Genomic DNA, 24,237 nt, shown 5'->3' on the forward strand with positions numbered 1-24,237 from the left:
CCGATCGCGGACGCTCGCGACGGGGGATTTCGCCGACACGCACCGCGATGCTGATCCGGCCGCTGCACGACGGGTCCGTCGGCATGCTGAGGTGCTCGTTGCGACGCGCGCTCAGCGCGTCTTGAAGATGCCGCCGAGCACGCCGCGCAGGATCCGGTTGCCGAGCTTCGAGCCGACCGTGCGCGCGGTCTGCTTGGCCATCGTCTCGACCATGCCCTGGCGCCGCTTCGTGCCCCACAGCCAGTCGCGCACCTTGCCGCCGATGCCGCCGTCGTCGTCGGGCGGCGGCTGTCCCGTGGTGCCCGGTGCGGCCTGCGGTGCCGCGGCTGCGTCGCGCGCGCGGCGCTCGAGCAGCTCGTGCGCCGATTCGCGATTCACTGGCGTGTCGTACTTGGCCCCCACCGGGCTGCGCGCGCGCACCGCGGCGCGCTCCTCGGCCGTAATCGCGCCCATGCGGCTGCGCGGCGGGCAGATCAGCGTGCGCTCCACCGGCATCGGCACGCCCTTTTCCTGCAGCGTAGACACCAGCGCCTCGCCGGTGCCGAGCTGCGAGATGGTCTGCGCCACGTCGAGCTGCGGATTGGCGACGAAGGTTTCGGCGGCCGTCTTCACCGCCTTCTGGTCGCGCGGGGTGAAGGCGCGCAGCGCGTGCTGCACGCGGTTGCCGAGCTGGCCGAGGATGTCGTCCGGCACGTCGTCCGGGAACTGCGAGCAGAAATACACGCCCACGCCCTTGGAGCGGATGATGCGCACCACCTGCTCCACGCGCTGGCGCAACGCCGGCGGCGCGTCGTCGAACAGCAGATGCGCCTCGTCGAAGCAGAACACGAGCTTCGGTTTCTCCAGATCGCCGACCTCGGGCAGGGTCTCGAACAGCTCCGACAGCAGCCACAGCAGGAAACTCGAATACAGGCGCGGCTTGAGAATCAGCTGCTCGGCGCTGAGGATGTTGACGATGCCGCGGCCGGACAGGTCGGTGCGCATCAGATCGGTAAGCTCCAGCGCCGGCTCGCCGAAGAACGCATCGCCGCCGTCCTGTTCCAGGCGCAGCAACGCGCGCTGGATCGCGCCGATGGACGGCGTGCTGATCAGGCCGTATTTCGTCGAGATGTCCTTGCGGTGCTCGCTCGCGAACAGCAGCAGCGCGCGCAGGTCGGCCAGATCGAGCAGCAGCCAGCCGTTGTCGTCGGCGAGCTTGAACACGATGTCGAGCACGCCGCACTGCGTGTCGTTGAGTTCGAGCATGCGCCCGAGCAGGGTCGGGCCGACCTCGGACACCGTGGCGCGCACCGGATGGCCGGCCTTGCCGTACAGATCCCAGAACAGCACCGGGCACGCCTCGTTGGCGTAATCGGCGATGCCGATCTGCGCCACGCGCTGTTCAATCTTCTCGTTGCGCGTGCCCGGCATCGCGAGGCCGGCGATATCGCCCTTCACATCGGCCAGGAACACCGGCACGCCGAGCCGCGAAAACCCTTCGGCCAGCACCATCAGCGACACCGACTTGCCCGTGCCGGTGGCGCCGGCCACCAGGCCGTGGCGGTTGCCGTATTTCGCGAGCAGATGCACCTGCGTACCGTCCGTCGCGGTCGACTTGCCGAGCAGGATGTCGTTCAAGCCGCGTTCCCCGGACTGGATGAAAAAAGTATTGCCCGCGTCCCGGCCGCTGGCAAGCGCGGCGTCTGCGGCTCGGCGTGCAGGTTGCCGTGCACGCGCGCCGTGGATAGTCTTGAGCGTTTGCTACGGAAGCATTCGCATGCGTTGGACTGTATTGCTGCTGACCGCCACCCTGGTCGCGTGCGCGACGCCGAACGGCGGCGCCGGAACCGTGGCCGCGCCGGCCAGCGAGGCCACGCTCAACGCGATCTACGCGCAGATCGATGCCGCCAGCCTGCGCTTCGACGCCGCGGTAGCGCTGTACGAGGCCGGCAGCAGCGCGGCCGCGGCGGCGGAGTTCAATGCCGCGCGGCAGGATCTGCGAGGCATCGCGACACGCTGCGGCGAGGCGCCGGGCTGCGACGTGCGACGGGTGATCGCGGCGCAGGATGCGCTGCTCGAACGCCAGGCGCGCTTCCTCACCGGCGCCACCGAAGACGCCGAACCGGTGGATGACGACGCCGTCGCGACGCCCGGCGAAGGCGATTCGCCGGTGACGCAGGCGCTGCCGCAGGCAGCGCGCACGGTGGCGATGCTCAACGGCCGCGATCTTGCCAAGGTGATCGAGGTCAACGAGCCGCTCAAGGCCGCGCTCGAGGAATGGCTCACGTGGATGCGGCCGAACCTGCTCGATGCCTGGGAGAACTACCAGTTCCTGCGCCACCAGATGTTCCCGGCCTACGAACAGGCCGGCCTGCCCGAGGCGCTGCTGTTCGGCATCCTCGCGAAGGAATCCGGCGGCAAGGTGCACGCGGTGTCGCGCGCGGGCGCGGCCGGGCCGCTGCAGTTCATGCCGCACACCGGTGCGCGCTTCGGCCTGAACCGGGGCGGCGCGTTCGATCTGCGCTTCGATCCGCGCGAATCGGCGCGCGCCAACGTCGAGTACCTCAACGAGCGCTTTGCCGATCTGAACAACAATCTGGCGCTGGCGCTGGCCGCCTACAACGGCGGCGAGGGCCGGCTGTCGCGTCTGTCGAACAAGGGCGCGAAGGATTTCTGGAGCCCGCAGGTGTTCAACGCGCTGCCGCCGGAAACGCGCGAATACGTGCCGATGGTGATGGCGGCGGCGTGGCTGTTCCTGCACCCGGAACGTTACAACCTGGATTTTCCCGTCTACGACGCACGTCCGGCGAAGCTCGCGCTCGCGGGGTCGATGTCGCTCAACGAAATCGCGGTGTGCATGGGCCAGGACGGCAATCCGCGCGGCTGGTTCCGGCATCTGCGCAACCTCAACCCGCGCTTCGATCCGACCGTTCGCCTGCCGCCGGGCACCTCGCTGGACGTCCCGGTCGGCGCGTTGCAGGCGTTCCGACGCCACTGCGAATCCGGGCCGATGCTGACGATGAGCCGCGAGCTGCACGAGGCGCGTCCGCCGGTGGCGCCCCCGGCGTCCTCGCGTGTGGCCGCGAGCGGCGGCGGAAGCTACGTGGTGCGCAAGGGCGATTCGCTGCATTCGATCGCGCGGGAGCGCGGTTGCCAGGTCGGCGCGCTGGCGAAATCCAATGGCGTGGCGGCGCCGAAATATCTCATCCGCCCCGGACAGCGCCTGCAGTTGTCGGGGTGCCGTCGCTGAGCGACTGCGCGAACGCGGGATCGGCCGTCAGAGCGCGGCCAGTCCCGCGGCGAGCCACAGCGAGAGGTTCGCGAGCAACACGGCGATGCCGGTGGCGGCGAGCACGTCGCTCGGATAGTGCAGGCCGAGCACCACGCGCGAGGCGGCCACGCTGGCGCAGAACGGGATCAGCAGCCACGCCAGCATCGGGTAGTACGCCAGCGCCACCACGGTGAACGACACCGCGTGCAGCGTGTGCCCGGACGGAAAGCTGAACTCGTCGAGCGGCCGCGCCAGTGCCCGGATGCGCTGGTCCGACGCGAACGGGCGCGGCCGCCGCGTCCAGCGCTTGAGATGACGGTAGAGCAGCAGCGCGACGGCGCCGGTCGCGGCCAGATGCGTGGACGCCTGCAACCCCTGCCAGCCGTCGGCCGCGACGATGCCGAGCATCAGCACGTACCAGAATACGCCGTCGCCGAGCCGGCTCACGGCGCCGAAATAGGCGCGAACCACACGCCGCATGCCCCAGCGGTTGAATGCAAGGCACAGGCGGATGTCCTGGCGCTGCAACAGCGATTCGTTCTGCGGGCTCATGCGGCGTTCCTCGGGCGAAGGTCGGCAAGCAGGGCGGCGAAATTGCCGCACACCGCGTCGTGGCGCAGCGGCAGCACGGCGGCGCGGGCCGCGATGCCGAAGCGCTGGCGCAGGTCCGGCCGGGTCGCGAGTTCGACCGCGGCCTGCACGAACCCGTCGGCGTCCTCGCGCGCCAGGCTGCGGCCGTGTGCGCGGTCGCGCAGATGTTCGCGCGCGGCGCCATAGTCGAAGGCGACCGTGGCCAAGCCGCTCGCCATCGCTTCGAGCGTGACGTTGCCGAAGGTCTCGGACAGGCTCGGAAACAGGAACAGGTCGGCGCTGGCGAACTGTTCCGCCAGCGCCTCGCCACGCTGCGTGCCGACGAAGACGAAATCCGGATTCTCGGCCTGCAGCGCGGCGCGCGACGGGCCGTCGCCGACCCACACGAAGCGCGCACGCGGCTGCTGCCGCTGCAGCGCGCGGAAGGCGCGCACGGCGAGCTCGAGATTCTTTTCCGGCGCGATGCGACCGACATGGATCGCCGCCACGTCCGCGGAAGCGAGACCCCACGAGGCACGCAGCGCCGCACGCCGTCGCGTCGGCGAGAACAGCTCGGTATCGACCGCGCGCGACAATAACTCGACGCGGGCGAAACGATTCGCACGCAGGAAGTCGCTCAGTTCGCGCGTCGGCACCAGCGTGGCGTCGGCAAGATTGTGGAAGCGGCGCAGCCAGGCGAAGGCAAGCGGCGACAGGAACGGCGCGCCGTAGCGCGCCACGTAGTCGTCGAAACGCGTGTGGAAGCCGGTCGCCACCGGGATGCCGAGTTCGCGCGCGCAGCGCACCGCCGACCAGCCGAGCGGGCCTTCGGTCGCGACGTACACCGCATCGGGGCGGTGGCCGCGCCACAACGCGGAAAGCCGCCGCTTCGCCGGCCAGCCGAAGCGCAGGCCCGGATAACGCGGCACCGCGGCGCCGGGCACGAGGACCTGGCGCGCGTCCGGCGCATCGGACAGTCCCTGCTGCGGCCGGATCACCTCCACCGCGTGACCCATGCGGCGCAGGCCCTGCTCCAGACCCTGCACGGTCAGCGCAACGCCGTTGACCTCGGGCGGATAGGTTTCGGTGACGAGGGCGATGCGCATCGACGCGGGCTCCGGCATGGAACGCATGCTCGCGTCCGCCGGTGGCGCGTCGATGACGCCCCCATGACCGCGCGGTGACAGCGCGGAACGCCCGCGCTGCCGCTGCCGACGTCCTGAAGCGCCGGACTCAGCGCGCCGCGGCGCCGTCCAGGTCGTAGAACCGCCACTGCGCCTTTAGCGCGCGCGGTGGCGGGGCGTCGAGCAGGCGGGCGCGCACCAGCTCCACCGGCATCGGTCCGCCCTTGAGGATGGCATCGTGGAAGGCGCGGTCGGTCATGCGTCCGCTGTCCACCAGCTCCTTGTGCAGGGCGTAGAACTGCAGGCCGCCGAGCATGTACGCGGCCTGGTAGAGCGGGCCATAATCGCCCTGCAGGCTGCGCCGCACTTCGGCGGCGGCATTTTCCGGCTCGTGTCCGACGCGGTCGACGAGCAGCTGCACCGCCTGTTGCGGCGTGAGTTCGCCGAGGTGGAAGCCGAGCGAAAACAGGATGCGCGCGGCACGGTGGCTGCGCCAGAACAGCATGCCGATGCGGTCTTCCGGCGTGGCCGCAAAGCCGCGATCCCACAGCAGGAATTCCCAGTACAGCGCCCAGCCTTCGCCCCAGAACGGCGTCCACGACAGTTGCTCGCGGTGCGGCTGGTAACGCGAATTGTAGAAATGCTGCAGGTGGTGGCCCGGGATCAGCTCGTGGTGCACGACGGCGCGCGAGAAGTGGCGGTTGTTGCCGCGCAGGGCGTTCATTTTCTTGTCGAACGGCATGCCGTCGGTGGGGTAGGCCACCCACACGTCGGTGCCGCCGAGGAAAAACGGCGCCTGCAGCTGCGCCTCGGGCGAGAGCATCGTCATGCGCCAGTCGGTCTTGGCGAGCTCGGGCACGGTGACGAGATCGTTCTTTTCGACGTATTCGATGGCCTCGTGCGCGAGTTCGAGCGCGAGCTTCGGTTGCTCGCCCGGCGCCACGTGGCGCAGCTTCACGGCTTCGAGCGCCTGCTTCCAATCGGCGTAGCCCATCTCCTTCGCGGCGATGCGCATCTGGTCCTCGCACCACGCGAGTTCGCGTTCGGCGAGCTTGACCAGCTCGTCGGGCGTGTAGTCGATGAGCTCGTCGGCGAGGTCGGCCATCAGCGCCTCGCGGCCGATGGGATCGCCGACGATGCTCTCCGGTCCGCTGCCGCCGGCGAAGCGGTCGCGCAGCGCCTTGGCGTAGTCGCCGAGCAGCGGATCGAGCGCTTCGTACGGCTGCCTGTTCCACCACGTGAAGAGCGGATCGTAGCCGGCGTGGAAGCCGTACCACTCCTTCAGCGACGCGCGTGTCGCGTCGAGGATGCCGGCCGCGCGGTTGGCGAGGATGGCGGTGGGCTTGCGCTTGTCGTCCTTCTCGATCGCATCGAGCGCGGCGACCTGGTCGGCAATGGCCTTGCGCGCGCGCTCGAGCGTCTGTGCGCTGCGTTGCGGGTCCGGGTATTCCAGCGCACGGCGTGCTTCGGCAAGATCGATCAGGCTCGAAACGCGTGGCAGCAGCGATTCGGCGTCCTTGTAGCGCTTGCGCTCGAATTCGAGGCCGCGCAGGTTGCGTGCGAGGTTGCGCGTGAGCAGTTGCCAGTCGATGCGGTCTTCGAGCGTCAGACTGTCGTAGTCGATCTCCGCGAGCCGAGCCTGCCAGCCGGTGTAGAGCGCTTCGAGCGCGGCTTCGCGGCGCGTGCCGAAACGGATGTCGTGCACGTGTTCGACGCTGTCGGCGTCCCGTAGGTAACGCTGCACAAACGGCGCGAGGCGCTGCGGCGAGGGTTGCATTTCGGACAGCGGCGGAACGAGCTCGGCGGCGTGGGCGGACGGCAGCACGAGGGCGCAGGCGAGGGCGAAGGGCAGGGCGTGGCGGAGGAATCGCATGGTGGGCTTCCGATCAGGACAGGCGCGCAGAATCGCGTCGAGCTTGTAAGCCCCTCTCCCACGGGGAGAGGGGTTTTGACGCCGCGGGCATGTGGAGGATCAGGCCGCAACCTCGCGCGCCGCATTGCGGATGAACTCCAGCACCGCCGTCAACCCGTTGCTGCGCGTCGGCGACAGATGTTTCGCCAGCCCGATCGCCGCGATGTAGTCCGCCGGCGCCGCCAGGATCTCCTGCGCGCTGCGCCCGCTGTACACACGCAGCGCGAGATAGATCAGCCCCGACACGATCGCCGAGTCGCTCGCCGCGCGGAAATCGAGTCGCGCCGCGTCGCCGTCGGCAACGATCCACACCATCGACTGGCACCCGTGCAGGCGGTGTTCTTCGGTGCGGAATGCGTCCGGCAGCGGCGGCAGCTTGCGGCCGAGGTCGATCAAGTACTGGTAACGCTCGGACCAGTCGCCGAAGAAACCGAACTCGTCGGCGATGGCCTGTTGCGCCTCGATGGCGCTTGCTTCGAGCGGGAATTGCGCTGCGTCCATGCTCATCCGCCGCGCCGCCAGCGCACGCCCTGCGGTGTGTCTTCGAGCAGGATGTTTTCGTCCGCAAGCTGCTTGCGGATGGCATCGGCGCGGGCGAAGTCGCGCGCCTTTTTCGCTGCATCGCGTTCGTCCACCAGCGTCTGGATGCGCGCATCGTCGCCTTCGACCGCGCCGCGTTCGAACCAGGCCGCGGGCGACTGCTGCAAGAGGCCCAGGCCGAGCCCCGCTCCGAGCAACTCGCGCTTGGCCGCGACCCGCGCGTCGCCTTCGGCCTTGCGCGCCGACGTGGCGATGCTGGCGAGCGCGGCCAACGCGTTCGGCGTGTTGAGGTCGTCGTCCAGTGCCATTTCGATGGCGTCCGGCACGTCGATCGGGGCAGCGCCGACATCGACATCGGCCAGATCGCGCAACGTGCCATACAACCGGTCGAGCGTGCGGATGCTCTGCTCCACCAGCGCATCGGACCAGTCCAGCGGCTGCCGGTAGTGCGCCGACAGCAGCGCGTAGCGCAGCGCCTCGGGCGGATGACGGGCCAGAAGGTCGTTGACGCGGCTGACATTGCCGAGCGACTTGCTCATCTTGGTGCCGGCGAAGTTCAGCATGCCGTTGTGCAGCCAGTAACGCGCGAACACCTTGCCGCCGTGTGCGCAGGTGCTCTGCGCGATCTCGTTTTCGTGGTGCGGGAACTGCAGGTCGACGCCGCCGGCGTGGATGTCGATGGTCTCCCCCAGATGCGCTTCGGCCATCGCCGAGCACTCGATGTGCCAGCCCGGCCGGCCGCGTCCCCACGGCGAGTCCCAGCCCGGCGTCTCGTCGTCGGACGGTTTCCACAGCACGAAATCGCCGGGATCGCGCTTGTACGGCGCCACCTCCACGCGGGCGCCGGCGAGCATGTCGTCCGGATCGCGGCGCGACAGCGCGCCGTACTGCGCGTACGTGCCGACGGCGAACAGCACGTGGCCTTCGGCGGCGTAGGCATGGCCGCGTTCGATCAGCTGCTCGATCATCGCGATGATGTGCGGGATGTGCGCGGTGGCCGCAGGCTCCACGTCCGGGCGCTTCACGCCGAGCGCGTCCATGTGTTCGCGATACGCCTGCGTGTACTTGTCGGTGATGGTGGCGATCGGCACGCCGAGCTCGCGCGCGGCGGCGTTGATCTTGTCGTCCACGTCGGTGATGTTGCGCGCGTAGGTCACTTTGCCGTAGCGGCGGCGCAGCAGGTCGGCGAGCACGCCGAACACTACCGGCGGGCGCGCATTGCCGATGTGCACGTAGTTGTAGACCGTGGGTCCGCAGATGTACATCGTGACGCGGTCGGGGTCGAGCGGGGAAAACGGTTCGAGGCTGCGGGTGAGGCTGTTGAAGAGTTTCAGGGTCATCGGGGAAGGATCGCCGGTGCGGTAGGGGCGGCACGGCCTCGCGCGCGAAGCGCGACACGGCCGTCTTAACGAAATTCTAAAGCGTGGATTCAGGCGTTGGGTGCTTGAATCGCCCCCTGTCGTCGCTGGACCGCACCCGGGCGCATCTCGGGTCAGGGGCCCGTTCCAGCAGGGCGCCGCGCATCGGCATCGATGCTGCGGCGCATCTGGCCGAATCGTTGCGGAGAATGCCATGAAAGCCACTGTCACGCTCAGCCTTGCCGCGGCGCTTGCCTTGGCGGGTCCCGCCGCTGCGCAGCTGCCGCCGTCGTCGGACGGCTATCCGGCGCGCGAAAGCGTCAACTTCGGGTATGCCGACGTGCTGCGCGCAGACCCCGTGTATGAAACCGTGCGTTTCCGCGAGCCGCGCGAGGAGTGCTACGACGAGCCGGTGGTGCGGCGCGAACGCGGCGGTGGCGATCCCACCGGCGGCACCGTGCTCGGCGCGATCATCGGCGGCGTGGTCGGCAACCAGGTCGGCAGCGGCAGCGGGCGCAAGGCGGCCACCGCCGCCGGCGCGATCATCGGGGGCACGGTTGGCCACCGCGTCGATTCCAACAACGGTGGCCCGGATCGCGAATACCGCGATGTCGAGCGCCGCTGCCGCATGGTGGACGTGGAGCGCGAGGAGCGCCGCATCAACGGCTACGATGTGGAGTACCGCTACAAGGGCGATGTCTACATGTCGCGCCTGGACTACGACCCCGGCAACAAGCTGCGGATCCGCGTGGCGATTTCGCCGGCGGATTGAGGGCGCGGGGCGCACACCCTGATCCAGTTCGAGGACAACAAACGCCGGCTCCGTGCCGGCGTTTGCACATTTGCGGTCTTCTCGCCCGGCAAGTCAGTCGCAAACGCTCCGATTCTCGTATCCCCCTACCGGAGAAATCCTTCTCCCGCGCAGCGGGGAAGGTGCCGGCAGGCGGAAGGGGGCACGCCACGCAAGCACGTCGCAGCGAAGCCGACGCCGTATTGCACCGCACCACAGGCCATGCCACACTCTCGCACATGTTGCTCGCGCCCGCCAACGCCGACGTCCTGACCTCCGCCCGCATGGCGTCCGGCATGACCTCGCGTGCGCGTCGACCGTTGCCCTGTGCATCCGCTGGGTAACGGCAGCCACTGCCATTTCGTCTGACGAAAAGCCCAGCCTCCGCGCTGGGCTTTTTTGTTTTCCGTGTTCGCGTTTTGCAGATCCCGCCACCGAATCCGACCCACGCCGGAGCCCCGATGAAGCATTTCCTCAACACACAGGACTGGTCGCACAGCGATCTCGACGCATTGCTGACCCAGGCCGCGCTGTTCAAGAAGAACAAGCTCGGCGACGAGCTGCAGGGAAAATCCATCGCGCTGGTGTTCTTCAACAGCTCGTTGCGCACGCGCTCGAGCTTCGAGCTCGGGGCTTTCCAGCTCGGCGGCCACGCCATCGTGCTGCAGCCGGGCAAGGACGCCTGGCCGATCGAATTCGACGTCGGCACGGTGATGGACGGCGAGGCCGAGGAACACATCGCGGAAGTGGCGCAGGTGCTCGGTCGCTATGTCGACATGATCGGTGTGCGCGCCTTCCCGAAATTCGTCGACTGGCAGACCGACCGCGAGGACCGCGTGTTGCAGGGCTTCGCGAAATACGCCGGCGTGCCGGTGATCAACCTCGAGACCATCACGCACCCGTGCCAGGAACTCGCGCACGCGATGGCACTGCAGGAACACTTCGGCACGCACGACCTGCGCGGCAAGAAGTACGTGCTGACCTGGACCTACCACCCGAAGGCGCTCAATACCGCCGTCGCCAACTCCGCGCTCACCATCGCCACGCGCCTGGGCATGGACGTGACGCTGCTGTGCCCGACGCCCGACTACGTGCTGGACGAACGCTACATGGGCTGGGCGCAGACCAACGTGGCGGAAAGCGGCGGCTCGCTGCGCGTGAGCCACGACATCGCAGACGCCTACACCGGCGCCGACATCGTCTACGCCAAGAGCTGGGGCGCGCTGCCGTATTTCGGCAACTGGGAACCGGAGAAACCCATCCGGGACCGGTACAGGCACTTCATCGTCGACTCGGAAAAGATGGCGATGACCAACAACGGCGTCTTCAGCCACTGCCTGCCGCTGCGCCGGAACATCAAGGCGACCGATGCGGTGATGGATTCGCCGGCGTGCATCGCGATCAACGAGGCCGAGAACCGCCTGCACGTGCAGAAGGCGGTGATGGCGGCGTTGATGGCCCAGTAACCCTGCACCATTCCTCCCCGTCGCCCCGGCGAACGCCGGGGCCCAGTGACGCTGCTTCTGCACTTGTAGCGACAGCCACGTCACTGGGTCCCGGCCTTCGCCGGGACGACGGGATCGAACACTCCGACTTCACGCTTCGAACGAAACCACCATGATCTCGAACAAATCCATCGTCCTGGCCTTCTCCGGCGGCCTCGACACCAGCTTCTGCGTTCCGTGGCTGCAGGAATGCGGCTGGGCCGTGCACACCGTCTTCGCCGACACCGGCGGCGTCGACGACGAGGAGCGCACCTTCATCGAACAGCGCGCCGCGGAGCTCAAGGTCACCTCGCACGTCACCGTCGATGGCGGTCCCGCGATCTGGGACGGCTTCGTCAAGCCGTTCGTCTGGGCGGGCGAGGGCTACCAGGGCCAGTACCCGCTGCTGGTGTCCGACCGCTACCTCATTGTCGACGCCGCGCTGCAGCGCGCGAAGGAGCTCGGCACGCGCGCCATCGCGCACGGTTGCACCGGCATGGGCAACGACCAGGTGCGCTTCGATCTCGCGGTGAAGGCGCTCGGCGACTACGACATCGTCGCGCCGATCCGCGAGATCCAGAAGGAGCACACCGCGGTGCGCGCGTACGAACAGAAGTATCTCGAAGACCGCGGCTTCGGCGTGCGCGCCAAGCAGCAGGCGTACACGATCAACGAGAACCTGCTCGGCCTCACGATGTCCGGCGGCGAGATCGACCGCTGGCAGGCGCCCGGCGACGGTGCGCGCGGCTGGTGCAAGCCGCGCGACGAGTGGCCGACGCAGCCGCTGCGCGTGACGCTCGGGTTCGAGCACGGTGTCGCGGTGTCGCTCGATGGCACGGCGATGGCCGGACACACGCTGCTGGCCGAACTCAATCGCCTGTTCGCGCAGTACGGCGTGGGTCGCGGCCTGTACACCGGCGACACCACCATCGGCCTCAAGGGCCGCATCATCTTCGAGGCGCCGGGACTGATCGCGCTGCTGACCGCACATCGCGCGCTCGAAGAGGCCGTGCTGACCAAGCTGCAGAACCGGTTCAAGCCCGAGGTTGCGCGCAAATGGGTGGAGCTGGTGTACGAAGGGTTCTTCCACGATCCGCTGAAGCACGATCTCGAAGCCTTTCTCGAAAGCTCGCAGTCCCAGGTGAACGGCGAAGTCGTGCTCGAAACGCATGGCGGCAGCGTGGGCGCGGTCGAAATCCGCTCGTCGCACATCCTCAACGCCAAGGGCGCGACGTATGCGCAAGCCGCGGATTGGGGCGTGGCGGAAGCGGAAGGTTTCATCCGCCTGTACGGCATGAGCAGCACACTGTGGGCGGAGGTGAATCGCACGTCCTGACCTCGACCCGCCGGACAGGAACTTCTTCTCCCGGCGGGAGAAGGGTGAGGCGGCTACCGCCGGCCGAACGGCAGGGCGGATGAGGGCGCCACCTGTCAGCCCTGCGGAGGCCTGCGCCCTGCCACGAGCACGGACGCACCAACCCGCAACCCATCAGCGTTCTACGAAGCCGCAACGTGGCGCCCTCATCCGCCTTCGGCACCTTCTCCCGCAGGGAGAAGGAAGCGCAGAGCCCGCAACAACCAGACATCGAGGCAGCACGTAACGCAATGCTCGACGCCACCCTCCAGCACCTGAAGGCCCTCGTCGCGTTCGACACGCGCAACCCGCCGCGTGCCATCGGCACCGATGGCATCTTCGCCTACCTGCGTGATCACCTCCCGGGCTTCACCGTCGAAATCGTCGACCACGGCGCCGGCGCGGTGAGCCTGTACGCGGTGCGCGGCACGCCAAGCGTGCTGTTCAACGTGCACATGGACACCGTGCCCGACTCGCCGCACTGGAGCGCGAGCCCGTTCGAGCTGCGCGTCGAGCACGACCGCGCCATTGGCCTGGGCGCTTGCGACATCAAGGGCGCTGCTGCGGCACTCGTCGCTGCGGCCAACGCCTCGGCCGGCGATGCCGCGTTCCTGTTCTCCAGCGACGAAGAAGCCAACGATCCGCGCTGCATCGCCGCCTTCCTCGCCCGCAGCCTTCCGTACGACGCCGTCCTCGTCGCCGAGCCGACGCAATCGAAGGCGGTGCTCGCCCACCGCGGCATCGCCTCCGTGCTGATGCGCTTCGCCGGCCGCGCCGCGCACGCGTCCGCGATGCAGTCCGCAGGCGACAGCGCGCTGCACCAGGCGGTGCGCTGGAGCAGCCGCGCGCTCGATCACGTCGATGCCCTGGCGGACGAAGCATTCGGCGGCCTGCGCGGCCTTCGTTTCAACATCGGCCGCATCGACGGCGGCATCAAGGCCAACATGATCGCGCCGACGGCGGAACTGCGCTTCGGTTTCCGTCCGCTGCCGTCGATGGATACCGACGCGCTGCTCGCCACGCTGCGCAGCTTCGCCAGCGTCGAACCGGCCGAATTCACCGAGACCTTTCGCGGCCCGAGCCTGCCGGCGGGCGCCAGCGCGGATGCCGAGGCCCGCCGTGCCGCCAGCGCCGCGATTGCGCAGGAGCTTGGGCTCGACATCGGCCCCGCCGTCGACTTCTGGACCGAAGCCTCGCTGTTTTCGCAAGCCGGCTACGACGCCATCGTCTACGGCCCCGGCGACATCGCGCAGGCCCACACCGCCGACGAATGGGTCGCGCTCGACCAGCTGCGGGCCTATGCCGAGTCCGTCCACGGCATCATCGAACGCACGAGCCGCTAGCCCCATGCACGCCCAGACCCAGACCCGCCAGACCATCGTCCGCCTGCTCTCCAGCATGGCCAGCGCCAAGGAAATCAGCCAGTACCTCAAGCGCTTCTCGCAGCTCGACGCGAAGCGCTTTGCGGTGGTGAAGGTCGGCGGCGCGGTGCTGCGCGACGACCTCGACGCGCTCACCTCGTCGCTGGTGTTCCTGCAGGACGTCGGTCTCACGCCCATCATCGTGCACGGCGCCGGCCCGCAGCTCGACGACGAGATGGCCGCCGCCGGCATCGTCAAGCAGACCATCGACGGCCTGCGCGTGACCTCGCCGGAGGCGCTCGCGATCGTGCGCCGCGTGTTCCAGGCGCAGAACCTCAAGCTCGTCGAGGCGTTGCAGCAGGCCGATGCGCGCGCCACGTCGATCACGTCGGGCGTGTTCGAGGCCGACTACATCGATCGCGATACCTTCGGACTGGTCGGCGAGGTGAAGCGCGTCAGCCTGGCGCCGATCGAAGCCAGCCTCAATGCAGGTTCGATCCCGGTGATCGCGAGCCTCGGCGAAACCGCGGGCGGCCAGATCCTCAACATCAACGCCGATTTCTCCGCGAACGAACTGGTGCAGGTGCTGCAGCCGTACAAGATCGTCTTCCTCACCGGCACCGGCGGGCTGCTCGACAACGACGGCCGGCTGATCGATTCGATCAACCTGTCGACCGAGTTCGAGCACCTGATGCGGCAGCCGTGGATCAACGGCGGCATGCGGGTGAAGATCGAACAGATCAAGCAGCTGCTGGACCGTCTGCCGCTGACGTCGTCGGTCTCGATCACGCGTCCGGCGGAACTGGCGAAGGAACTGTTCACGCACAAGGGCTCGGGCACGCTGGTGCGCCGCGGGGAGAAGGTGTTGCGTTCCACGTCATGGGACGAGCTCGACCTCGTGCGCATGCGCGAGTTGATCGAATCGAGCTTCGGCCGCACGCTGCTGCCCGACTATTTCGACACCACGACGCTCTTCCGCGCCTACGTCAGCGAGAACTACCGCACCGCGCTGATCCTCACCCGCGAGGAGGGGTTCACCTACCTCGACAAGTTCGCCGTGCTCGACGACGCGCAGGGCGAAGGACTCGGTCGCGCGGTGTGGAACGTGATGCGCGAGGAGAATCCGCAACTGTTCTGGCGTTCGCGCCACGGCAACGCGGTGAACCCGTTCTACTATTCCGAATCCGATGGCTGCTACAAGCAGGAGAAATGGAAGGTGTTCTGGTACGGCCTCTCCGATTTCGACGACATCGAACGCTGCGTCGAGCACTGCCGCACGCGCGGTGCCACGCTCGTCGACGCGCCGGCGCAGGCCGCATGAATCTGTGGAGCACGCCGCCGTCGCTGGCGGGCACGCACGTGCGCATCGATCCGCTGCGGCGCGAGGACGCCGATGCGCTGCGTGCCGCCGCCGCCGACGGCGAACTGTGGAGCCTCTGGTACACGAGCGTGCCCGCGCCCGACGGCATGGAGGCCTGGCTCGACGAGGCCTTCGCGCGGCAGGACGCCGGCCGCGATCTCGCGCTCGCCGTGCGCGATGCGCGCGGCACGCTGGTCGGCTCCACGCGCCTGTGCAACCTCGACCCGGTCAATCGAAGGCTCGAGATCGGCTACACCTGGTACGCGCAGCGGGTCCAGCGCAGCGCGGTGAACACCGAAACAAAACGCCTGCTGCTCGCGTACGCGTTCGAAACGCTCGGCTGCATCGCCGTGGAATTCCGCACGCACTGGTTGAACCAGCGCTCGCGTACCGCCATCGCACGCCTGGGCGCCAAGCAGGACGGCGTGCTGCGCAATCACCAACGCCTGCCGGACGGCAGTTTCCGCGACACCGTGGTGTTCTCGATCATCGAATCGGAATGGCCGGCGGTGAAGCGACACCTCGACGCGCGGCCCGCCGCGGGAGACCGCGCATGAGCACGACACACACGATCGGCCTCGTCGGCGCACGCGGCTACACCGGTGCCGAACTCGTGCGCCTCATCGAGGCCCACCCGCGGTTCGAGCTCGCGTACGTATGCTCGCGCGAGCTCGACGGACGCGACGTGGCGTCCACCATCGAGGGCTACGCCGGCGGCCTGCGCTACAGCAATCCGAAGCCGGCCGAGGCGGCCGCGCTGAAGGCCGATGCGGTGGTGTTGGCACTGCCGAACGGCAAGGCGACCGACTACGTCGCCGCCTTCGACGCGGCCGGCGGCGACACGGTGCTGGTGGACCTGTCCGCGGACTACCGCTTCGATCCGTTCTGGTACTACGGCCTGCCCGAACTCACGCGCGAGAGCTACGCCGGTCAGCATCGCATCAGCAATCCGGGCTGCTACGCCACCGCGATGCAGCTGGCGCTCGCGCCGCTGTGCGATGCCCTCGACGGCCCGGTGCAGTGTTTCGGCGTGTCGGGATATTCGGGCGCAGGCACGTCGCCGTCGGACAGGAACGACCCGGAAAAACTGCGCGACAACCTGATGCCGTACTCGCTGGTCGGACACCTGCACGAGCGCGAGGTCTCGCGCCAGCTTGGCCACACGGTGCAATTCCTGCCGCACGTGGCGCCGCACTTCCGTGGACTGACGATCACGGCCAACGTGCCGTTGTCGCGTGCGTGCGGGCCGGATGAAATCGTGGGGCGCTATCGCGAGCACTACGCCGGCGAGCGCCTGGTCCGCGTACTCGACGACGCGCCGTGGGTCAGCCGCATCGCCGGCAGGCATCACGTCGAGATCGGCGGCTTCACGCTCGGCGACGATGGCAGGCGCCTCGTCGTTGTCGCAACGCTCGACAATCTGTTGAAAGGTGCCGCCACGCAGGCGCTGCAGAATCTCAACCTCGCATTCGGACTGGACGAACTGGCCGGCATCCCGGTCGATGGCACGGAGACGGCGGCATGAGCGACCTGCTGTGGCAGAAGGGCGGCATCGCCGTCGATGCGAAGATCATGGCGTTCCTTGCCGGCGACGACGTGCTGCTGGACCGCGAGTTCTTCCTGCACGACATCGCCGCCAGCGCGGCGCACGTCGACGGTCTCGCGAACATCGGCATCGTCACGCGCGACGACGCGGCCGCGATCCGGCGCGAACTCGATGCGCTGGCCACGGACTTCCGCAGCGGCGATTTCGTGCTCGACGAACGTTTCGAGGACGGGCACTCGGCGATCGAGGCGCGCCTGGTCGAACGCCTCGGCGACGCCGGCAAACGCGTGCACACCGGCCGCAGCCGCAACGACCAGATCCTCGTCGCCACGCGCCTGTGGTTGCGCGAACGACTCGACGCCGTGGCCGACGCCTGCCGGCGCACCGCTGCCGTGTGCCTCGATCGCGCCGCGTCCGAGTCGCTGCCGATGCCCGGCTACACGCACATCCAGCGCGCCGTGGTGTCCTCGACTGCGCTGTGGTTCGCGGGCTTTGCGGAGAGCTTCATCGACAACCTCACGCTGGTGCGGGCGACGCGCGAACTCGTCGATGCGAACCCGCTCGGCACGGCCGCGGGTTACGGCGTGAATCTGCCGCTGGACCGCGAGCACACCACGCAGGCCCTCGGCTTCGGCCGCATGCAGATCAACCCGATCTACGCGCAGCTAAGCCGCGGCAAGTTCGAGATGGCGGCGATCGATGCACTGGCCGGCGCGGTGCTCGACCTGCGCCGTCTGGCGTGGGACCTGTCGCTGTTCACCAGCGGCGAATTCGGCTTCGTCACGCTGGCACCGCAGTACACCACCGGCAGTTCGATCATGCCGAACAAGCGCAATCCGGACGTGGTGGAACTGATGCGTGCCAGCTACGCCAGCGTGGCCGGCGCACGCACCGAGATCGAGCAGCTGCTGTCGCTGCCGAGCGGGTACCAGCGCGACCTGCAGTTGAGCAAGGGATCGATTTTCCACGCATTCCGCCACGGCCTCGCGGCGCTGGAACTGTTGCCGGATCTGCTCGCGTCGATGGCGTGGAACGCGCAGCGCATGCGCGACGCGATCGAACCTGCGATGTACGCCACCGATGTCGCTGTCGAAGCGGCGGTGGCCGGTATTCCGTTCCGCGATGCCTATCGTGCCGCGGCCGATGGCGCCGCCGCGGCGGGGCAGGGCCGCACGCCCGAAGCCAGCCTCGCCGCGCGCGTGTCGCCAGGTGCCAGCGGCGATCTGCGGCTGGACGTGTTGCGGCAGCGCCTGCAGCGGGCCACGCAGGCATGAATGTCGCGACCGACACGCCTGCGTGCAGCGCGTTCGTCGAACAACCGGGCCCGGTGTGGCGGCGCGCGGTGCTGAAGGTGGGCAGCAGCCTGCTCGCGGCCGATGGCGGCGGCCTGACGCCGCGTTTCGCGCTCGGGCTGGCGCAGTTCGTCTCGGCCAATCTCGCGCTTGGGCGCGAGGTGGTGATCGTGTCGTCCGGCGCCGTCGCGGCCGGGCGCGCGGTGCTGCCGAAGCTCGCCGACAGCGGCGCGCCGATGGCCGCGCGGCAGGCGCTGGCGGCGCTCGGCCAGGCCCAGCTGATCGGCCTGTGGCAGCGCTTCTTCGATCGGCCCGTCGCGCAGGTGCTGCTGACGCACGACGACCTGCGCAACCGCCGCCGCTACCTCAACGCGCGCGCCACGCTGACGGAATTGCTGCGCCTGGGCACGCTGCCGGTGGTGAACGAGAACGACACGGTGTCCGTCGACGAGCTGAAACTCGGCGACAACGACAATCTCGCGGCCATCGTCGCGGCGCTGATCGATGCCGAGGTGCTGTTCATCGCGACCGACATCGACGGCCTGTACAGCGCGAATCCGCGCATCGATCCTGCGGCGCAGCCGATCGGCAGCGTGGCGGCGATCACGCCGGACCTGCTGGCGCTGGCCGGCGGCTCGGGCAGCAGCGTCGGCACCGGCGGCATGCGCACCAAGCTCGATGCCGCGGCCAAGGCGGCGGCGGCCGGCATCGAGACGGTGCTGTTCAACGGCACGTCGCCGGCCGCGCTGCGCGCGCTGGCGCACGGGCAGCTGCTCGGCACGCGCATCCGCACCGGGCAGACGCGGCTCGCCGCACGCAAGTACTGGTTGCGGCACGTGCCGGCCGTGGCCGGTGCGGCGATCGTGGTCGATGCGGGCGCGGCCCGCGCGATCGGCGGCAAGGGCGCGTCGTTGCTGCCGGGCGGAATCGTCGGTGCCGACGGCGAGTTCGCGCGCGGCGACATGGTCGAGATCGTCTGCCGCGACGACGGCACGCAACACGTCGCGCGCGGCATCAGCCAGTACTCGGCCGGCGACATCCGCCGCATCGCGCGCCGCCACACGCGCGACATCGATGCGACGCTTGGCTACAACTACGGCGAAAACGTGGTGCATCGCGACGACATGGTGACGCTGTGACTCCGAACGTCGATCCCTCGATGACACCGACCCACGGTCCGATGGCCGACATCGCGCGCGCGTGCCGCGAGGCCTCGCCACAGATCGCGATGCTCGGCACCGACGCCAAGCGCCGGTTGCTGCGCGCGATGGCCGCCCGTCTCGAGCACGATGCCGATGCCATCCTCGCCGCCAACGCGCAGGACATGGCGCGCGCGCGCGACAAGGGCATCGGCAGCGCGATGCTGGACCGCCTGAGGCTCGATCCTGCGCGTCTTGCCGGCGTCGCCAGGGCCGTGCGCGAGGTGGCGGCGTTGCCCGACCCCGTCGGCCTGGTCACGCGGCGCGAGGTGCGCCCGAACGGACTGTCCGTCGAGCGCGTGCGCGTGCCGCTCGGTGTCGTGGCGATGATCTACGAAGCGCGGCCGAACGTGACCGCCGACGCCGCGGCGCTGTGCCTGTTCGCCGGCAATGCCGTGATCCTGCGCGGCGGCTCGGAGGCGATCGATTCGAACCGCGCCATCGCCGCCTCGCTGCAGCATGCCCTCGCGGACGCCGGCCTGCCGCGCGAGAGCCTGACGCTGGTCGACGATCTGCGCCGCGAGGCGATGCTCGCCCTGCTGCAGCAGGGCGACAGCATCGACCTGGTGATCCCGCGCGGCGGCGAGGGCCTGATCCGCTTCGTCACCGAGCATGCCCGCATGCCGGTGATCAAGCATTACAAGGGCGTGTGCCATCTCTACGTCGACGCCGACGCCGACCTCGCGGTGGCGCTGCCGCTGCTGATCGACGGCAAGCGCAGCCGGCCCAGCGCCTGCAATTCGATCGAGACGTTGCTGGTGCATGCCGACATCGCGGCGACGTTCCTGCCGCGCGCGGCCGATGCGTTGCGTGCCGCGAGCGTGCAGCTGCGCGGGTGCGAGCGCACCCGGGCGCTGGTGCCGGACGCCGCGCCTGCGGACGACGCGGACTACGCGGCGGAGTACCTCGACCTGATCCTGGCGATCCGCGTGGTCGACGATCTGGATGCGGCAATCGCGCATGTGCGGCGTTTCGGCTCCGACCACACCGAGGTGATCGTCACCCGCGACGACGCAGCGGCGGCGAGATTCGTGCACGCGCTGCGGTCGGCAGTGGTGATGGTGAACGCGTCGTCGCGCTTTTCCGACGGCGGCGAGCTGGGACTTGGCGCGGAGATCGGCATTTCGACCACGCGACTGCACGCGTACGGCCCGATGGGTGCCGAAGCGCTGACGATCGAGCGATTCGTCGTGCGTGGCGAGGGTCAGGTGCGGCACGCGGAGAGCCGAAGCACGCGTTGAAGTCCTTCTCGTTCGAGGACAGAGGGGTGGCAGCAAGTCTGGTTCTTGATGCTGCCCGATTCTTGATCCTGGCGTTTCCTCGTTTCGATGCGCGACAGGGCGGACGCATGATCTGACGAGGCAACTCGGCAGTCCGGGACCTGGCTCCCTCATCCGCCTGCCGGCACCTTCTCCCGGCGGGAGAAGGAATTCATGCTGGAGAGTTGGCGCGAGCGCGATACGTCAGCTCGGCACCGGCAAAACGACGGAGCACGGAATCGCAGGTCAGGGCTCCAGCGTCAACGTGTAGCGTGTCTCCCCGGGCAGGAACGGCGACGCCTCGCCGCGCACCCACGCGGCGTGCCCCGCGCCCCAGAACGGCGACAGCGGATGTCCGCTCTGGCCGCCCGGCATCTGGATGATGCCGTCGGCCTCGTGCCCCGGCGACACGACCATGCGCTGGCTCGCGCCGAACGCCGGCGCGGCGACGCGCGGCATGTTGCTGTCGCCGGCCAGCGGATCGGGCGGCATGCACAGCCAGGAGCGTGCGGGGCGGGGCAGGGCGGCCGCGAGCGGATGGCAGATCGCGGCCGTGTTGCGTTCGCCCCAGGTGCGGTCGGCGAGGTTCGCACCGGGCGCGGTCAGATCGGCGTCCAGCGCACGCGCCGCGTCCGCGAGCAACGCCTCCCAGCTCGCGTGCGGCGGCGGCAGCAGGTGCGCCGGACGTTGCTCCAGCAGCGGCCACACCAGGCCTTCGAACTGCGCCAGCGGCGGCGGAATGAAGTCCTCGCCCAGCCGCGCTTTCGCCGGCGCGAGATAGCCGGCGGCGACCGCATCGACGACGTGCGTCCGGAAGCCGCGCGCGAGCCGGTAGCTGACCGCCGCGGGCGCGGCGCGCCCCTCCCAGGTCCGGCTGGCGTCGGCGAGGCGTCGCAGCGCGGGATCGTCGCTGCCGGCAACCGTGTCGCGCAGCAGCTGCCACCAGCGTTCGAGGAACAGCGCGCGGTCGTCGAGCTGCAGCGCGAGCAGATCGGCTTCGGTGACGCGCGCCGTCGCCTGCAGCGCATCGCGGATCTGCCGCTGGCGTGCGCCGAGGTCGTAGCCGCCGTCGCCGATCAGGCGCAGCGCCTCGCCGTCGGCCACGCGCGCGTTGGCGGTCCACAGCAGGCCGTCGGGCGGGTCGACGGACGCCAGCGCGGACAGCTCGGACGGCGCGAGCCAGCCCTGCCAGTCGCAGCCGCGGGCGGGGTCGAGCGCCAGCGTGGGATCGCAGTCGCCCACGCGTCTGGGAACGCGTCCCGCCGGCACCCACGCGATGCGTCCGCGCGCATCGCCCGCCACCATGTTCTGCACCGGCATGCCGGCTTCACGCGCGATGGCCACGGCGGCATCGAGGTCCGCCGCGTGGTTCATCCGCAGCAGGCCCAGATCGAGCGCGCCGCTGCGGTGGGCGGTCCACAGCAGCGCGAGCGGACCGTCCGCGGTGTCGTGCAGGATCGGCCCCCACGCGGTCTCGCGCACGGTCAGCGTCTGCGCGGGGGCACCCTTCACGGTGATGGTTTCGACGATGGTCTCGACCGGCGCATCGGACGGCACCCGCACCCAGTCGAGCCAGTCCCCGTAGCTGTTGGTGAAGCCCCACGCGACATGCGTGTTGCTGCCGACCACGATCACCGGCAGTCCCGGCAGGCTGAAACCGCCGACGTCCACCGTGCCGCCGGGTGCCTGCGCATCGGCGTACTGCAGGCGCGCGCGGAACCACAAGGCCGGTGCGCGCAGCCCAAGATGCATGTCGTCCGCCACCAGCGCTCGGCCGTCCGTCGTTCGCGCACCGGCGACGGCGAAATTGTTGCTGCCCACGACCTGCGTTGCGTGCAGTTCGGTGCGCTCCGCCGCGGAGAGCGCGGTGGCGGGCAACACGCGCAGATCGAGCGTGCCGGCGTCGGGCAGCGTCGCATCGCCGCGCGCCTCGCCCTGCAGCGGCGCGTCCCACGCGGTGCCGTCGCGCGTCAGCAGCCGGTACAGCGCTTCGGGAACGGCGGCACGCAGGCGCGTGCGTGCCAGTTCGCCGCGGTTCGCCTCGTCCTGCAGATCGAAGTACATCGCGTAGCCGGCGAGCGCGGAATCCTCGATTTGCCACGGCTCCGGTGCCGCACCGAGCAGCAGGTACGGCCACGGTCGCACCGCAAGATCGGCGAGCCCCGCGTTGACGCCGTCGCGGTACGCCGCGATGACATCGCGGCGCTCGCCGAAGACGACATCGATGTCGCGCTGCACGCGCGCACGGATGCGATGCACGCGCACCTGCCGATCGCGCTCGATCGCCATCGGCCCGAACAGCGCGGCGAGTTCGCCCGCGGCACTGCGGCGCAGGAGGTCCATCTCGAAGTAGCGCTCCTGCGCATGCACGTAGCCCAGCGCACGCGCGGCGTCCGCGGCATCGGCGGCGACGATGCTGGCGGTACCGAGCGCATCGCGCTCCACGCGCACCGGTGCCGACAGGCCGGGCAGGGTCTGCGTGCCGTCCAGCGTGGCGAGGCTGCCGCGCAGCAGCAACGTCGCGCCGATCAGCACCACGAGCGCCAGCGCGAACACGGCGATGAGGCCACGTCGCAGCCAGCTCATGGATGCCACCTCATTGCGACGCGCGGTACGACGGTGTTCGGCATGACTGGTCTCCGAGAGTCGCCGATGGTAACGCCCGTCGATCGTCGTGCACACGTACGGACGCGGTGCGGCAGCGCCGGCCGCGCCGCTGCACGCGATCCGCGGTGCGCGTGCAGCCGAACTTTCGGCGAACGTTGTCTATCGGCCATGCCGCTCGGGCCGGGTACGGAGGGCGGGAATGTCCGCTGCATTCGTGCCGCTCCGTATCCACCGGAGCGATCGCCGCAACGGCGACGGCACGAAGGAGACCCTCATGGCAATCCCGCTCCCCCGGACTCTTGCTCTGGCGACGGCGTTGCTCGTGTGCCTGGACGCACAGGCAGGCACCGTGACCCGGCGCATGAGCATCAACCCCTACGGCAGCGACATCGCACAGGGCAGCAGCAGCGGGCCGGGCGCGACCTACGGCATCGGCTTTTCGCCCGAAGGCAGCCTCGGCGCGATCGCCATGCCCGATCCGTCGGGCGGCCTGAGCAAGTTCAGCATCGGCTTCACCCTGCCCGACGACTACGCGCCCGGAACCGAAATCTATTTGCGCGTGGTCTGGCGCAGCCAGGCGATCTCGTGCGTCATCGATCTGCGCAACAACAACGTCAACTGGGCACGTCCGGGTGCGTTGAACGACAACGGCGCGCTGATCAAGGACGCGACGATGCTGGCGCCGAACGACAACCGGCTGTCGATGGAGACGAAATTCCGCTTCAACTTCGTGCCGCGGCCACCCTTTGCGGGCGGCGACACCTTCATCCTCGGCCTGTTCCGGAGCAGCACGCTCGATTCGTGCGATGGCACGCTCTACATCCAGGGGCTGGCGATCGAGTACCAGGCACTGACGCAGAACCTGTTCCGCGACGGGTTCGAGGCGGTCACCTGAGGAAGGGGCCGGCGCGCAGCGAAATGATGACAGGCGTCGCGCCGGGCGGCGCCCGATCGTTCCGACACCGCGGCACGCACCGGGACATGGGCTGGCGTGCGTCGGGCGGCATCCCGGGCCCGGACACGAAAAAGCCGGCACGAGGCCGGCTTGATCGACGATATACAACACCGTTGGTCGGGGAGACAGGATTTGAACCTGCGACTTCTACGTCCCGAACGTAGCGCTCTACCAGGCTGAGCTACACCCCGATTCGGAGCCGTGCATTGTATGCATGCCCGGCGCGCGAGGCAAGCGCCGCGTGCCCGGTGGCTGCCGGCCGCGCCGGGAGGCGCC

Annotated in this window: 19 protein-coding genes and 1 tRNA gene; 12 read left to right on the top strand and 8 right to left on the bottom strand. The window is 69.2% G+C overall.

Going from position 1 to position 24,237, the window contains the following annotated elements:
* Nucleotides 1-111: 111 nt before the first annotated feature.
* Nucleotides 112-1,617, bottom strand: a complete 1,506-nt coding sequence (locus tag HNQ52_RS08800) for a helicase HerA-like domain-containing protein (protein WP_183960774.1) — start codon at nt 1,615-1,617, stop codon at nt 112-114.
* 139 nt (nt 1,618-1,756) lie between these two features.
* Here HNQ52_RS08800 and HNQ52_RS08805 point away from each other — a divergent pair, with 139 nt between their 5' ends.
* Nucleotides 1,757-3,229, top strand: a complete 1,473-nt coding sequence (locus HNQ52_RS08805; protein WP_183960775.1) for a transglycosylase SLT domain-containing protein — start codon at nt 1,757-1,759, stop codon at nt 3,227-3,229.
* Nucleotides 3,230-3,256: 27 nt separating this feature from the next.
* On the opposite strand, the gene HNQ52_RS08810 is transcribed toward HNQ52_RS08805, so the two are convergent.
* The 5 genes from HNQ52_RS08810 to cysS form a co-directional block, all read right to left on the bottom strand.
* Nucleotides 3,257-3,730 carry a phosphatase PAP2 family protein gene (locus HNQ52_RS08810; RefSeq protein ID WP_246387769.1) on the bottom strand — a complete coding sequence of 158 codons (474 nt, stop codon included), beginning with the start codon at nt 3,728-3,730 and terminating at the stop codon, nt 3,257-3,259.
* 68 nt (nt 3,731-3,798) lie between these two features.
* Nucleotides 3,799-4,926 carry a glycosyltransferase family 4 protein gene (locus tag HNQ52_RS08815; RefSeq protein WP_183960777.1) on the bottom strand — a complete coding sequence of 376 codons (1,128 nt, stop codon included), beginning with the start codon at nt 4,924-4,926 and terminating at the stop codon, nt 3,799-3,801.
* 127 nt (nt 4,927-5,053) lie between these two features.
* Nucleotides 5,054-6,817 carry a DUF885 family protein gene (locus tag HNQ52_RS08820; RefSeq protein WP_183960778.1) on the bottom strand — a complete coding sequence of 588 codons (1,764 nt, stop codon included), beginning with the start codon at nt 6,815-6,817 and terminating at the stop codon, nt 5,054-5,056.
* Between the two features lie 99 nt (nt 6,818-6,916).
* Nucleotides 6,917-7,357, bottom strand: coding sequence for a SufE family protein (locus HNQ52_RS08825; RefSeq protein WP_183960779.1), 441 nt, complete (start codon nt 7,355-7,357; stop codon nt 6,917-6,919).
* A 2-nt stretch (nt 7,358-7,359) separates the two neighbouring features.
* Nucleotides 7,360-8,736 (bottom strand): cysteine--tRNA ligase, encoded by a 1,377-nt coding sequence (gene cysS, locus HNQ52_RS08830; RefSeq protein ID WP_183960780.1) that lies wholly within the window; start codon nt 8,734-8,736, stop codon nt 7,360-7,362.
* A gap of 232 nt (nt 8,737-8,968) precedes the next feature.
* Here cysS and HNQ52_RS08835 point away from each other — a divergent pair, with 232 nt between their 5' ends.
* The 10 genes from HNQ52_RS08835 (at nt 8,969) to HNQ52_RS08880 (ending at nt 20,381) form a co-directional block, all read left to right on the top strand.
* Nucleotides 8,969-9,526 (top strand): glycine zipper 2TM domain-containing protein, encoded by a 558-nt coding sequence (locus HNQ52_RS08835; RefSeq protein WP_183960781.1) that lies wholly within the window; start codon nt 8,969-8,971, stop codon nt 9,524-9,526.
* 479 nt (nt 9,527-10,005) lie between these two features.
* The gene (locus HNQ52_RS08840; protein ID WP_183960782.1) at nt 10,006-11,010 is read left to right on the top strand and encodes an N-acetylornithine carbamoyltransferase; all 1,005 of its coding nucleotides are present in this window, start codon (nt 10,006-10,008) and stop codon (nt 11,008-11,010) included.
* A gap of 154 nt (nt 11,011-11,164) precedes the next feature.
* Nucleotides 11,165-12,364, top strand: coding sequence for an argininosuccinate synthase (locus tag HNQ52_RS08845; protein WP_183961172.1), 1,200 nt, complete (start codon nt 11,165-11,167; stop codon nt 12,362-12,364).
* A gap of 269 nt (nt 12,365-12,633) precedes the next feature.
* On the top strand, nt 12,634-13,725 hold the full coding sequence (locus HNQ52_RS08850; RefSeq protein ID WP_183960783.1) for an acetylornithine deacetylase: 1,092 nt from the start codon (nt 12,634-12,636) through the stop codon (nt 13,723-13,725).
* A gap of 4 nt (nt 13,726-13,729) precedes the next feature.
* Complete coding sequence (locus HNQ52_RS08855; protein WP_183960784.1) at nt 13,730-15,064, top strand: acetylglutamate kinase; 1,335 nt, start codon at nt 13,730-13,732, stop codon at nt 15,062-15,064.
* Nucleotides 15,061-15,660, top strand: a complete 600-nt coding sequence (locus HNQ52_RS08860; protein WP_183960785.1) for a GNAT family N-acetyltransferase — start codon at nt 15,061-15,063, stop codon at nt 15,658-15,660. Before HNQ52_RS08855 ends, HNQ52_RS08860 begins: the two co-directional genes overlap by 4 nt.
* Complete coding sequence (gene argC, locus HNQ52_RS08865; protein ID WP_183960786.1) at nt 15,657-16,628, top strand: N-acetyl-gamma-glutamyl-phosphate reductase; 972 nt, start codon at nt 15,657-15,659, stop codon at nt 16,626-16,628. The genes HNQ52_RS08860 and argC overlap by 4 nt, the downstream gene beginning before the upstream one ends.
* On the top strand, nt 16,625-17,923 hold the full coding sequence (gene argH, locus HNQ52_RS08870; RefSeq protein ID WP_183960787.1) for an argininosuccinate lyase: 1,299 nt from the start codon (nt 16,625-16,627) through the stop codon (nt 17,921-17,923). The genes argC and argH overlap by 4 nt, the downstream gene beginning before the upstream one ends.
* Entirely contained in the window at nt 17,920-19,080 is a 1,161-nt protein-coding gene (gene proB, locus HNQ52_RS08875) for a glutamate 5-kinase (protein ID WP_183960788.1), read from the top strand. Before argH ends, proB begins: the two co-directional genes overlap by 4 nt.
* Nucleotides 19,081-19,121: 41 nt before the next feature.
* Complete coding sequence (locus tag HNQ52_RS08880) at nt 19,122-20,381, top strand: glutamate-5-semialdehyde dehydrogenase (protein WP_183961173.1); 1,260 nt, start codon at nt 19,122-19,124, stop codon at nt 20,379-20,381.
* Between the two features lie 264 nt (nt 20,382-20,645).
* Here HNQ52_RS08880 and HNQ52_RS08885 read toward each other — a convergent pair whose 3' ends face one another.
* Nucleotides 20,646-22,985, bottom strand: a complete 2,340-nt coding sequence (locus HNQ52_RS08885; RefSeq protein WP_183960789.1) for a penicillin acylase family protein — start codon at nt 22,983-22,985, stop codon at nt 20,646-20,648.
* 295 nt (nt 22,986-23,280) lie between these two features.
* Between HNQ52_RS08885 and HNQ52_RS08890 the strand changes: the two genes are divergently transcribed.
* Nucleotides 23,281-23,901 carry a hypothetical protein gene (locus tag HNQ52_RS08890; protein ID WP_183960790.1) on the top strand — a complete coding sequence of 207 codons (621 nt, stop codon included), beginning with the start codon at nt 23,281-23,283 and terminating at the stop codon, nt 23,899-23,901.
* Between the two features lie 174 nt (nt 23,902-24,075).
* On the opposite strand, the gene HNQ52_RS08895 is transcribed toward HNQ52_RS08890, so the two are convergent.
* Nucleotides 24,076-24,152, bottom strand: a tRNA-Pro gene (locus HNQ52_RS08895).
* Between the last annotated feature and the right edge of the window lie 85 nt (nt 24,153-24,237).

The sequence above is a fragment of the Chiayiivirga flava genome (assembly GCF_014202825.1).
GTDB lineage: Bacteria > Pseudomonadota > Gammaproteobacteria > Xanthomonadales > Xanthomonadaceae > Chiayiivirga > Chiayiivirga flava.